The organism is Zoogloea sp., assembly GCF_041904905.1.
Classification (GTDB): domain Bacteria; phylum Pseudomonadota; class Gammaproteobacteria; order Burkholderiales; family Rhodocyclaceae; genus Zoogloea.
Genome location: NZ_JAYRMI010000099.1, coordinates 1 through 11212, shown reverse-complemented (window position 1 = coordinate 11212; position 11212 = coordinate 1). Strand labels below are relative to the sequence as shown.

Genomic DNA, 11212 nt, shown 5'->3' with positions numbered 1-11212 from the left:
CGTGCGCGGGGCGGCGAAGGGGTTTCCCCTTGCCCCGTCGACAGGCGTATATTCCGCCCCTCGCCCCACCCCAATTTGTGATCGGGACGGCTGCCGGCCGTCCCGCGCGTGAGATGCCCCTGCCCAGCTTCAACCCCGCCGACTACCCCGCCCAGCTTGCCGACAAGGTGGCGCGCTACAAGGCCGATTTCGCCCCCTTCGACCTGCCCGAGCCGGCGGTCTTCGAATCCGCGCCGGCAGCCTATCGCCTGCGGGCCGAGTTCCGCATGTGGCACGACGGGCCGCGGGTCGACTACGCCATGTTCGACCCCGCCGACCCCAAGCGCGTCCTCACCCTCGACGCCTTTCCCCCGGCCGCCGCGCCCATCGCCGCCGCCATGCCGGTGCTGCGCGAGCGCCTGATGGCCAGCGAGCCCCTCAGGCGCAAGATCTTCCAGGTGGAGTTTCTGGCCACGCTGTCGGGCGAGCTGATGATCTCGCTGGTGTACCACCGCCCCCTGGACGACACCTGGCAGGCCGCCGCCGAAGCCCTGGCCGCCGGGATGGGCGTGCAGCTTATCGGGCGCAGCCGCAAGCAGAAGATCGTCATCGGCCGCGACTGGCTGCTGGAGGAGTTCGAACTCGACGGTCGCCCGCTGAAATACAAGCAGGTCGAAGGCAGCTTCACCCAGCCCAACGGCGGCGTGAACCGCCAGATGCTGGGCTGGGCCCGCGCCCAGGCGGCCGGCATCGGCGGCGACCTGCTGGAGCTGTACTGCGGCAACGGCAACTTCACCGTCGCGCTGGCGCCGCTGTTCGGCCGGGTGCTGGCCACCGAGATGAGCAAGCCCTCGGTGCACGCCGCCCACTTCAACCTCGAGGCCAACGGCGTCGGCAACGTCACCATGGTGCGCATGGCCAGCGAGGAGATCAGCGACGCCCTGGCCGGCGGCCGCGAATACCGCCGCATGAAGGGCGTCGATCTGGCCGGGTACAACTTCTCCACGCTCTTTGTCGACCCGCCCCGGGCCGGCCTCGACGCCGGCACCGTCGCCCTGGCCCGCGGCTTCGAGCACATCCTGTACATCTCCTGCAACCCGCAAACCCTGCAGGAGAACGTCGCGGCCCTCCGCGACACCCACGAGATCGCCGCCGCCGCGGCCTTCGACCAGTTTCCCTACACCCATCACCTCGAGTGCGGCCTGCTGCTGAAGCGCCGCGCCGCCGCCAAGGAACAAGCATGAGCAGCCTGCCCAAGTGCCCCCAGTGTTCGTCCGAATTCACCTACGAGGACGGCGACAACTACGTCTGCCCCGAGTGCGCCCACGAGTGGCCGAAGGTCGCCCCGGTCGAGGAGGCCAAGGTCGTCCGCGACGCCAACGGCAACGTGCTGCAGGATGGCGACAGCGTCACCGTCATCAAGGATCTCAAGGTGAAGGGCTCGTCGTCGGTGGTGAAGGTGGGCACCAAGGTCAAGAACATCCGGCTGGTGGACGGCGACCACGACATCGACTGCAAGATCGACGGTTTCGGTGCGATGCAGCTCAAGTCGGAGTTCGTGAAGAAGGCGTGACCCCCAGCGCACCCGGCGCCACCGAGGCCACGCAGTGCGCGTGGCCTTTTGTTTGCCGGTCGCGGCCGGCCTAACGCCCGCGGCGGGCGCCGATCAGGCTGCCCAGGCCGGCCCCCAGCAGCGCCAGCCCGGCCGGCTCGGGCACCCCGTTGGGCGTCGCCGTGCTGAAGTTGGCGATCTGGGCGATCTGCCCGCCGCTGAGCCCGCTCCAGTAGGCGCCGGGGTCGGCCACCAGGGCGGTGGCCAGGGTGTTGGCGGCGGCGATCGAGGCGGTCGCGTCGTAGTAGGTGGTGGTGTTGTCGGGGCGGACCAGGATCGCGAAATGGGCCACCGAGATCGACTGCCCGGGCGCGAGGTTCAGCGTGATGTCGTCGCGGTAGTCGCCCAGCGCGATGCTGGCCGCGGTGTTGGAAAGGGCCCAGGCGTTATTGCCATTGACCAGCGCCAGCACCGGGTCGCCCGTGCCGGCGCCGATCCAGTGCTCGTAGCTCACCTTGAAGTAGCCCGTGCTGGCGCTGATGACGGTGGCGCCGTCGGAGCCCAGACTGCCGAAGAAGCGGACTTGGCCGGAGAAGGCGCTGGCGCCGGTGTTGGTGAAGGTGTCGACCCAGCGGTAGGTGTTGGCGTCGGCCAGCAGATCGACGCTGCGCTGAAGAGCGATGCCGCCTGGCAGGCCGTTGGCGTAGTAGCCAAAGGTGTCGAAGGCGTCGAAGCCCCCGTCGGCGACATAGCCGGTGAGGGGGTTGGTGCCGGTGGCGCTTGCGCTGCTGCCATTGATGTCGGCGGCTGCGCTGAAGGGGCCGGCGCTGGCCGGATGGCTGCCCAGGCCGAGCAGGGCCGCTGGCAGGGCAGAGAGGATGAATTTCTTGGTGTTCATCGATGACCGGAATGAGTATGGGTTAGCGTGATTGATTCGGAATCACTGATAGCAACCCCTGTGCCATTCGGGTTATTCGATGAATCTCCTTTTCGTTCAGTGGCTTGCCGGAAGTGCTCAAAGTGGTTTGAGCACAAGGTGCAAGAAAATGTAAATCGCCCCGACTTGGGGGGCGCGATGCGTCGGCCCGTCCCGACGGCCGCGCCGCGTGGGCGGTGGAATAAGCCTTGCGGAATGAGGCTGCCCGCTCAGGATAAAAGACAAGCGAATTGTGACGCCGGGGCGTGAACTACTTCGCGGCAGCGGGGGTGCCTGCGGTGCCCATTCTGAGGTCCGGAGTGCCCGGATCGGGCAGGCGGGGCAGGCGATCTGTCTTGCCCGTTATGGGTATTGACGACCCCTGGGCGGTGTCGAAATTCCTTACAGCGACATATTTCACACTACCCGATCAGGGTACCCAGGTTGCCTGCCCTGGGTGGACGGAAAAATGGCCGGACGCTCAAGCTTGAGCGGGCCGGCCATTGGGGGCGCGTGCTGGGCAGGAGGCGCGTCAGCGGAACACCACGGTCTTGTTGCCGTGCACCAGCACCCGGTCTTCCAGGTGGTAGCGCAGGCCGCGGGCGAGGACGGCTTTTTCGATGTCCTTGCCGTAGCGCACCATGTCCTCGACCGAATCGGAGTGGTCGATGCGGATCACGTCCTGCTCGATGATCGGGCCCTGGTCGAGTTCGGCGGTCACGTAGTGGCAGGTGGCGCCGATCAGCTTGACGCCCTTGGCGTAGGCCTGGTGGTAGGGCTTGGCGCCGACGAAGCTGGGCAGGAAGCTGTGGTGGATGTTGATGATCTTGCCCGGGTGGGCGGCGCACAGATCGGGCGAGAGGATCTGCATGTAGCGCGCCAGCACCATGGTGTCGCCGCGGGATTCCTCGAACAGGCGCTGCACCTCGGCGTAGGCCTGGAGCTTGTTGTCAGGCGTGACCGGCACGTGGTGGAAGGGGATGCCGTGCCACTCCACGAAGCCGCGGAAGGTCTCGTGGTTGGAGATCACGCACGGGATCTCGATGTCGAGTTCTTTCGACTGCCAGCGGGCCAGCAGGTCGTAGAGGCAGTGCTCCTGCTTGGAGACGAGGATCACGACGCGCTTCTTGACCGCCGAGTCGGTGATCTTCCAGTCCATGTTCAGTTCTTCGGCGATCGGGCGGAAGCGCTCGCGGAACTCGGAAAGCATGAAGGGCAGCGAGTCGGCGCGGATCTCGATGCGCATGAAGTAGCGCCCGCGGCTGTCCGCGTCGATGGCCGGTTCGGCGTGGAGGGCGGTCTCGAGGATCCAGCCCTTGTGCTCGGCGATGAAGCCGGAGACCTTGGCGACGATACCGGTGCGGTCGGGGCAGGAGGCGGAGAGGGTGTAGAAGCGTTCGCGATGCATGGCGGGTCCGGCACCGGCGGGCAGCGAGGGGCCGCCGCCGGGTGCTGTGGGGAGATCAGATGCGGGCGGAGGCGGCGCGGATCTGGGCCATCAGGCCGCTGTACTCGCGCTCGACGGGGAACTGCGGGAACTCGGCGATGACGTTGTCCGGGGCGCGGAACAGGATGCCGGCGTTGGCTTCCTTGAGCATCGCGGTGTCGTTGTAGGAGTCGCCCGCGGCGATGACCTTGAAGTTGATTTCCTTGAAGCGCTGCACGGCTTCCTTCTTCTGGTTGGCCATGCGCAGGTGGTAGTTCACCAGGTAGCCGTCGGCGTCGGCCTCGAGCTTGTGGCAGAACAGGGTGGGCATGCCCAGCTGCTGCATCAGCGGCATCGCGAATTCGTAGAAGGTGTCGGACAGGATGATGACCTGGAACTGCTGGCGCAGCGCGTCGAGGAAATCCTTGGCGCCGGGCTCGGGGCCCATCTCGGAGATGACCTTCTGGATGTCGGGCAGGCCGAGCTTGTGCTGCTTGAGCAGGTCCAGGCGGTACTTCATCAGCTTGTCGTAGTCGGGCTCGTCGCGGGTGGTGCGACGCAGCTCGGGGATGCCGGTGCGTTCGGCGAATTCGATCCAGATTTCAGGGACGAGGACACCTTCGAGGTCGAGGCAGACGAGTTGCACGGCGGGAAGCTCCAGGTTACGACGGTTGATTTGGCGAAAGGGCGATTCTAGCAAACAGACCGGCACGGCTTATGCCGAATCCGTCGCGATTGGTGACGTGGGTGGCTCAGTCGGCGGGGATGGCTTCGAGCGCCTCGTGGAGTTCGAGCCAGCGCAGTTCGGCTTCGTCGATCTTCTCGGTGAGTTCGGCCTGGCGCTTGAGGAGCTTGGGCACCTCGGCGGCGTCGGGGCCGGTGTAGAGCGCCGGATCGGCGAGGCGCTCGTCGAGCCTGGCTTTTTCGGCGTTCCAGGGGGTGAGCTTCTTGTCGAGCTGCTCCAGCTCCTTCAGCAGCGGGCGGCGGGCTTGGATGCGGGCCTGGCGGTCGGCGGCGGCGGCTTCGCGTTCGGCCTTGCGGCTGGCCTTGTCGGCGGCGCGGTCGGGGCACTGGGCGGCGGCGGCATCGGCGCTGCGCTTCTGGGCGAGCCAGGCCTTGTAGTCGTCCAGGTCGCCGTCGAAGGGTTGCAGGCGGCCGTCGTCCACCAGCAGGAAGCGGTCGCAGGTGGCGCGCAGCAGCGCCCGGTCGTGGGAGACGATGACCATCCCGCCTTCGTAATCCTGCAGCGCCAGGGTGAGGGCGTGGCGCATCTCCAGGTCGAGGTGGTTGGTGGGTTCGTCGAGCAGCAGCAGGTTGGGTTTGCCCCAGATCAGCAGCGCCAGCGCAAGGCGGGATTTCTCGCCGCCGGAGAACGGGCCGCAGGGCGTTGTTGCCATGTCACCCCGGAAGTCGAAGCCGCCGATGTAGTCGCGCAGCTCCTGCTCGCGGGTCTGCGGGTCGAGGCGCAGCATGTGCTGGAGCGGCGACTCGTCCGGCCGCAGGCTCTCCAGCGCGTGCTGGGCGAAGTAGCCCAGCTGCAGGCCCTTGCCTTCGCGGCGCTCGCCGGCGCTGGGCTTGAGGCCGCCCGAGAGCAGCTTGATGAGGGTCGACTTGCCGGCGCCGTTGCGGCCCAGGAGGCCGATGCGCTCGCCGGGGCGGATGGTGAGCTTCATCCCCGCGAGGATCGGCTTGTCGGCGTAGCCGACGGCTGCGTCCTCGATCTGCAGGAGCGGGTCGGGGGCGGCGCCGCACTCGCGGAAGCTGAAGCTGAAGGGCGTGTCGATGTGGGCGGCGGCGATGGTCTCCATTCGCTCCAGGGCCTTGATGCGGCTCTGGGCCTGGCGGGCCTTGGTGGCCTGGGCGCGGAAGCGGTCCACATATTTTTGCAGGTGGGCGCGCTCGCGCTGTTGCTTTTCAAACAGGGCTTGTTGCTGAGACAACTTCTCGGCCCGCTGACGTTCGAAATCGGAGTAGCCGCCGGTGTAGAGGGTGAGGCGCTGGAATTCGATGTGGGCGATCTGGTTGACCACCGCGTCGAGGAAGTCCCGGTCGTGGGAGATCAGCACCAGCGTGCCGCGGTAGTCGCCCAGCCACTGCTCGAGCCAGATCACGGCGTCGAGATCCAGGTGGTTGGTGGGTTCGTCGAGCAGCAGCAGGTCGGAGCGGCACATCAGCGCCTGGGCGAGGTTGAGGCGCATCCGCCAGCCGCCCGAGAAGTCGGCCACCGGGCGCTCCATGTCCGGGCCGGAGAAGCCCAGGCCGTCGAGCAGCGTGGCGGCGCGGGCGCGGGCGGCGTAACCGCCGATCTCCTGCAGGCGGCCGTGGAGGTGGCCGATCTCCTCGCCGTCGTGGGCGGCTTCGGCGGTGGCCAGCGCGGCCTCGATGCGGCGCAGCTCGGCGTCGCCGTCGAGCACGTACTCGATGGCCGGGCGGGGCAGGGCGGGGGTTTCCTGGGCCACGTGGGCGACGGTCCAGGCGGCGGGGATCTCCAGGTCGCCAGAGTCCTGGTGCAGGTCGCCGCGCAGGAGCGCGAACAGGCTCGACTTGCCGCAGCCGTTGGCGCCGGTGAGGCCGACCTTCCAGCCGGGGTGGATCTGCAGGCTGGCGCCTTCGATGAGGGTCTTCACGCCGCGGGCGAGGCGCAGGTTACGGAACTGGATCACGGGAGCGGAGGAAAGAAGGCGGCAAATCCGGTATTGTAAGCGGTCCCGTTGTCCATCGCCCTGCCGCACCATGCGCCTGCCCGTTTCCGTCGCCCTCTGTGCTCTTTTTCTAGCCGGCCCGGCCCTCGCCGTCGACGAGCCGGCCCCCGACATGGCCCGCGCCGCCGCGCTGCGCACCGAGGCGGGCACGATCCGCGACGCCGCCGAGGCGCGCTTCACCGACGAGGAGATTGGCTGCTACAAGCGCTTCCTGGTCAATCGCTGCCTCGATCAGGCCAAGGAGCGCCGCGTGCTGGAGATCCGCCGCGCCCGCCAGATTGACCTGGAAGCCGGCCGCATCGAGCTGGCCGACAAGAACCGCCGCTACGCCGAGCGCAAGGCCGAGGAGGCTGCCACCGCGCCCCAGAAGGCCGTCGAGCGCGCCGAAACCGAAGCCCGCAACCGCGCCGACACCGAGGAGCGCCTGCGCCGCCTGTCCGAGAAGGACGCCGACCGCATCCGCAACGAGCAGGAGGCCAAATCCCGCGGGATGCGCGAGGCTGAAGCGCGCAACCGCAAGGAAGCCGCCGACGCCCAGCGCCGCGCCGAAGAGGCCCAGGCCGCTGCCCAGCGCGCCGAACAGGCCCGCGGCGACAAGGCCGACTACGAGGAACGGGCGGCGAAAAACGCCGAGAAGAAGGCCGAGAAGGCCCGGAAGGCCGCCGAGCAGCAGCCGAAGTAGCCGGGCGCGTCGGCGGGTTGAAGTGGGGGGGGGCGGGGCACCTCTTGGTTTGCGGTGCCGGTCAGTGCTTTCGTTTGGGCGCTTCGGTCACATCGAGGGTGTCGATGGCGGCGAGAAAGACGGGGCTGGAGCCGGCCTTGCCAGTGCAGCGAAGGCCGACGAGTAGCTTCAGGTCTTTGTCACCGGCCGCCACCGGCAGGTATGTCTTAAGGTAGGCCTGCGGCGCGTTGCGCGCCATCAGCACCGTGCGACCGTCCGGGCCTTGAAGGCTCATCCGGCATTCGACGCCGGCAGTGCCGGTGATACTGCCGCGCAACTCTGCCAGCAACCGGGTGGGGTGGTCGGCGGTGAGTGGAGTCTGCAGGGCCAGATGGGTGGCGTCGCTGCGCTTGCCGTCGCCGTGGGCATCCACCTGAAGACCTTGGAAGATCACCGCCAGGGTGCGCTTGTCTTCGGTTTTGGTCTGGGAGATGGGGCCAGTATTGCCGTTTACGATCATCGCCGGGCCGGTCAGGACGCCGGCCGACGGTAGCTCCGCTGCGAGGGTTGGCAGGCAGGCGAGGAGGCTGAGGGTAAGGGTGAGGTTTGACGTTGCCTTCATGGCCGATTCCTCCTTGAGTTACCGGTTGCCACGTTCTTCGAAGATTTCCAGCTTGATCCAGTCCTTGTTGAAGACCGTCCAGAAATCGACGGCCAGCAAGCTGGAAACGTACTCGTAGGGCAGGTAGGCGTAGCCTGCGATACCCCAGTCCACACCCCACGAATTACGGATCAGCAGGGCGCCGCGGGTGCGCTTGGCTCCGGGGAGGCTGGTTTCCAGGTCGTCGTCGTAGCCGACTGCCAGCACCGCGTGACCACCGCGCAGCGCGTCGAGGTTGCCGGGGTTGGGGATCACATAGCGCCCCTGCACACCCACCATGTCGATGGAGCTGTAAACAGGGAAGCCGAAGACGACCGGGAAGCCGTCCTGAAGGCAGCGCTTCACCGAATCCAGGGTGGCCTTGCCGTCGCCGTAGCCGTCCAGACGGGCGTAGGTGGTCGCCTTGAAGTTCTGGGCGTAAGCAAAGTGGTAGGCCAGCGGCTCCTCGTCGTAGCGCTCGACGTTGTAGGGCCAGTCGCTCTCCGGAGGGAGGCCGAACATCGCCACGCTCTTGATGGCGGTGCGCAGGTAGGCGCCGGTGTCTCCCTCCCAGCCCAGCAGGCGACGGCTGAGTTTGTAAACGAACAGGCGGGACATGTCGTGCCCATCGCCGCCACCGGCCCGCATCAGGTATTCGATCAGGCCAACCACCGCCTGGGCGGTGCACGAACCGATCTGGCCTTGATCTTCCACCGGAGACAGATGCCCGGTCGCCCGTAGATCGCAGCGGGACGGCAGCTTGTCGATCTGGTGGAGCAGGTAGGACGGCGCGATCTCGCCGCGCTGCTGGGCTGGCGATTTGGCTTTCCTGGCGTCCTTGCTCCTTCCTTTCTCGGGCTCCTGCACGGCGAGCAGGTTGCCTTGCTGGACCGCCGCGATCATGTCGGCGATGGCCGTCTTCAGTTCGGCTTGCTTTGCCTTGCTCTTGTGTTCCAGCTGATAGTCCCGAAAGTCCGGCAGATCCGGCTGGTAGCCCAGGCCAACCTGTTTGGTGTAGCTGCCGTAGGGGCCGTAATTGGTACTGCTGCCGTAAGGGCCGTAATTGGTTCCTCCGTTGCTATCGTCGTCAGCGTACGGGCCAGTGTTGGTGCTCTTTCCGTAGGGCGGCCCGTAGTGGGTGCCCTGCGGAACGAAGGCGCGCCAGTCGAACGGGGCGTAAGGCTCGGCCTCCTTCGCCCAGCCGAACCCCAGGCGGCCTTTTCGATCATCGGCGTTGGGCAGATACTCGGCACCGGCGGGTGCGCGATTGACGCGGATGCGGAACGACTGCGGCATCTTGCTCATGACGGTCTCCTCGCTGAGGATGAGTGGGGGCTGCTGTGATCAGCGGGCCCTGGGGTGGCGCTCACTTTTTGGCTGTTGGTGCGGCTTTCGCGGCGTTGGCTTTGGCGGGCGCGGGCTTTGCGGCGTCGCCTGCCGGGGCGGCGGCCGCTTGCGCGGGTTTCTGTTTCTGCTGGTCCGCCTCGGCTTGCTGGCGGGCTTCTTTGAGGCGTTCGGCAGTGCAGCGCGGCAGATCGGGAACGACCATGCAAAGCGGCAGCGGCTGTTGCTGGTTGTTGCCCATCAGCTCTTCGGCGAGGGCGTTGCCGCGGGCATTGATCTGGTCGCAGACGTTTGGCGCAACACTTTTATCCTTACAGGCTTGACTGCTAAGGTAAGCCCGAGTGATCTGATCATTGAGGGCCGCGATCTCGCCATCGATCGGACCGCTAGCCGCGGCGCGTTCAGTCAGGGGGATCCAGCGTCGGGTCTGCTGTATGTAAAGGTGAGGCTCCACTACAGTTGGTGTGGCATTCGGACGCTCCGGGTCGCACTTCAGGCGCGGTCTAAGTTCTTCGTCTTCAAAGCCCAGCAAGATCAGGGTCGGGAAACTCTGGCGGACCAGGCGGTAGCCCGGCGTCGGCTTACTCGCAGAGGGGTCGGTCTGGGCCCATAGCTCCGGGCCAATCTCGTAACCAAATTGATGCCCGGTCGCGAATGCGGTGATCGGCACTTCTCGGTTGTCGGTCAGCACGTCTTTTTCGAGATCTTTCAAGTGCTCATAGAACAGCTTGGCCCCGGCGTCGAGTCCTGCGGATTGCAGTGCAAGCGCCAGTTGGAGGGCGCGTTCCTTGCGCTGTCGTTGACTGTTAGAAAGTTGTAGACGCTGGGTGTCGGTCATGGGCGACACGGCCGAGATCGCTGCGGGGGCGATGGCATTACTATCGGCGAAGTGATACTTCACTGAGTCTGTCGCCGAGTCCCTTAACTGTCCGCAGTTGGAGACCGTACCATCACCCTTTCTCAGATCGCCGAGCACGTGGCGGTTGACCTCTGCGCGGGCGGGTTCGAAGCGCAAGGTCGGCCGGATCGTCAGCCGGGCGGCAAAGTCCGAGCGGGTGTGCCAGCCCGGCGTGACCGACACCATCGCCGTAGCGAAGAGCTTCTGTTTGCCCAACAACCCTGAGGGGGTGGTGGGGCTGTGCATGGCGCGGAGGATGCCTTCCACCGCGGTGTCACCGGCCGAAACGATGAGCGCCGAGCGGTTGGTGGAGGTGACCGCCGGATTTGTGCCGAGGAGCTTGCCAGGCTCAAGGAATTTCTTGTAAGCCTCGGGAATGACATTCTGGGCTTGGGTTGCGCCTTTGCTGGCGTCGCCTTGCGCGCCCTGGGCTGCGGGCGCGTCGCCAGTGCTTGCCTTAAGCGCAGCAGCGTAGTCCTCACCGGCTTTGGCCTGGGCGTCGGCCCGCTGCTTAGGATCTTCGAGCTGTTCAGCCGCCTTGAGCGCCGTGTTGAGCCGAAGCCTGGCCGCGGCGATATTGGCAGCAGCGGCAGCCCGTTTGACGGGGTCGATAGTGGCGGAAACATTAAGGCCGAGCAGGGATACGTCCAGTTCGACGGCGGCGGCATGTGCCTGGATGTCGCTCTTGGCGTCCTCGAAATACTCTTTCGGTCCTTGCTCCGGGAGGTCGAACTCGAAGCTCTTGTCCGGGATCATGATCAGCGGCGCCGACATGCCAACTGTGCCGTACTCGTTGAGTAACGTGCCCATGCGGTCGAGGGCTTCGGCGTTGCGCTTGACCCAAGGGTCGCCATCGAAATTTCTCAGGGCGCTCGGTGGGGTGCAGCCGCCAAGAAGGGTGATGGAGCCAAAAATGGCAGCAAGCCTGATTGGACGCGGGACGGTGCTCATGATGCGCTCCTCCGTTGGGGTGGACGCGGTGCCTTTGTCATTCGGCACCTCATGAAGCAAGCGTAGATCGCAATCAGATTTTTTCCATACCTATTTCGGGTTTGGGGGGTGAGTCAGTGTCTTCAGGGGGGGCGTTTTGGACT

At 66.3% G+C, this 11212-nt stretch carries 10 protein-coding genes; 3 read left to right on the top strand and 7 right to left on the bottom strand.

Annotated elements, in window-relative coordinates:
* The first annotated feature begins 113 nt into the window (after positions 1 to 113).
* The gene (gene trmA, locus ACE3N6_RS18090; protein WP_374247220.1) at positions 114 to 1223 is read left to right on the top strand and encodes a tRNA (uridine(54)-C5)-methyltransferase TrmA; all 1110 of its coding nucleotides are present in this window, start codon (positions 114 to 116) and stop codon (positions 1221 to 1223) included.
* The gene (locus ACE3N6_RS18085) at positions 1220 to 1552 is read left to right on the top strand and encodes a zinc ribbon domain-containing protein YjdM (protein WP_374247219.1); all 333 of its coding nucleotides are present in this window, start codon (positions 1220 to 1222) and stop codon (positions 1550 to 1552) included. The genes trmA and ACE3N6_RS18085 overlap by 4 nt, the downstream gene beginning before the upstream one ends.
* 70 nt (positions 1553 to 1622) lie before the next feature.
* Here the strand turns inward: ACE3N6_RS18085 and ACE3N6_RS18080 are convergent, their stop codons facing one another.
* The 4 genes from ACE3N6_RS18080 to ACE3N6_RS18065 form a co-directional block, all read right to left on the bottom strand.
* Positions 1623 to 2429 carry a PEP-CTERM sorting domain-containing protein gene (locus ACE3N6_RS18080; RefSeq protein WP_374247218.1) on the bottom strand — a complete coding sequence of 269 codons (807 nt, stop codon included), beginning with the start codon at positions 2427 to 2429 and terminating at the stop codon, positions 1623 to 1625.
* Positions 2430 to 2979: 550 nt separating this feature from the next.
* Positions 2980 to 3855, bottom strand: a complete 876-nt coding sequence (purU, locus tag ACE3N6_RS18075) for a formyltetrahydrofolate deformylase (protein WP_374247217.1) — start codon at positions 3853 to 3855, stop codon at positions 2980 to 2982.
* A 55-nt stretch (positions 3856 to 3910) separates the two neighbouring features.
* Positions 3911 to 4519, bottom strand: a complete 609-nt coding sequence (thrH, locus tag ACE3N6_RS18070; protein WP_374247216.1) for a bifunctional phosphoserine phosphatase/homoserine phosphotransferase ThrH — start codon at positions 4517 to 4519, stop codon at positions 3911 to 3913.
* A gap of 106 nt (positions 4520 to 4625) precedes the next feature.
* Entirely contained in the window at positions 4626 to 6536 is a 1911-nt protein-coding gene (locus ACE3N6_RS18065; RefSeq protein WP_374247214.1) for an ATP-binding cassette domain-containing protein, read from the bottom strand.
* Positions 6537 to 6606: 70 nt separating this feature from the next.
* Here ACE3N6_RS18065 and ACE3N6_RS18060 point away from each other — a divergent pair, with 70 nt between their 5' ends.
* A complete protein-coding gene (locus ACE3N6_RS18060) occupies positions 6607 to 7257 on the top strand; it encodes a hypothetical protein (RefSeq protein ID WP_374247213.1) in 651 nt (216 codons plus the stop codon).
* A gap of 61 nt (positions 7258 to 7318) precedes the next feature.
* Here the strand turns inward: ACE3N6_RS18060 and ACE3N6_RS18055 are convergent, their stop codons facing one another.
* The 3 genes from ACE3N6_RS18055 to ACE3N6_RS18045 all read right to left on the bottom strand — a co-directional run bounded on the left by ACE3N6_RS18055 (position 7319) and on the right by ACE3N6_RS18045 (position 11069).
* On the bottom strand, positions 7319 to 7858 hold the full coding sequence (locus ACE3N6_RS18055) for a hypothetical protein (protein WP_374247212.1): 540 nt from the start codon (positions 7856 to 7858) through the stop codon (positions 7319 to 7321).
* 18 nt (positions 7859 to 7876) lie between these two features.
* Complete coding sequence (locus ACE3N6_RS18050) at positions 7877 to 9181, bottom strand: C1 family peptidase (RefSeq protein WP_374247211.1); 1305 nt, start codon at positions 9179 to 9181, stop codon at positions 7877 to 7879.
* 61 nt (positions 9182 to 9242) lie between these two features.
* Entirely contained in the window at positions 9243 to 11069 is a 1827-nt protein-coding gene (locus tag ACE3N6_RS18045; RefSeq protein ID WP_374247210.1) for a hypothetical protein, read from the bottom strand.
* Positions 11070 to 11212 lie beyond the last annotated feature (143 nt).

What these genes read in the sequence shown, in the direction of transcription:
- trmA (WP_374247220.1), top strand. Translation starts at nt 114, where the DNA reads ATGCCCCTGCCCAGCTTCAACCCCGCCGACTACCCCGCCCAGCTTGCC.
- ACE3N6_RS18085 (WP_374247219.1), top strand. Translation starts at nt 1,220, where the DNA reads ATGAGCAGCCTGCCCAAGTGCCCCCAGTGTTCGTCCGAATTCACCTAC.
- ACE3N6_RS18080 (WP_374247218.1), bottom strand. Translation starts at nt 2,429, where the DNA reads ATGAACACCAAGAAATTCATCCTCTCTGCCCTGCCAGCGGCCCTGCTC.
- purU (WP_374247217.1), bottom strand. Translation starts at nt 3,855, where the DNA reads ATGCATCGCGAACGCTTCTACACCCTCTCCGCCTCCTGCCCCGACCGC.
- ACE3N6_RS18060 (WP_374247213.1), top strand. Translation starts at nt 6,607, where the DNA reads ATGCGCCTGCCCGTTTCCGTCGCCCTCTGTGCTCTTTTTCTAGCCGGC.
- ACE3N6_RS18055 (WP_374247212.1), bottom strand. Translation starts at nt 7,858, where the DNA reads ATGAAGGCAACGTCAAACCTCACCCTTACCCTCAGCCTCCTCGCCTGC.
- ACE3N6_RS18050 (WP_374247211.1), bottom strand. Translation starts at nt 9,181, where the DNA reads ATGAGCAAGATGCCGCAGTCGTTCCGCATCCGCGTCAATCGCGCACCC.
- ACE3N6_RS18045 (WP_374247210.1), bottom strand. Translation starts at nt 11,069, where the DNA reads ATGAGCACCGTCCCGCGTCCAATCAGGCTTGCTGCCATTTTTGGCTCC.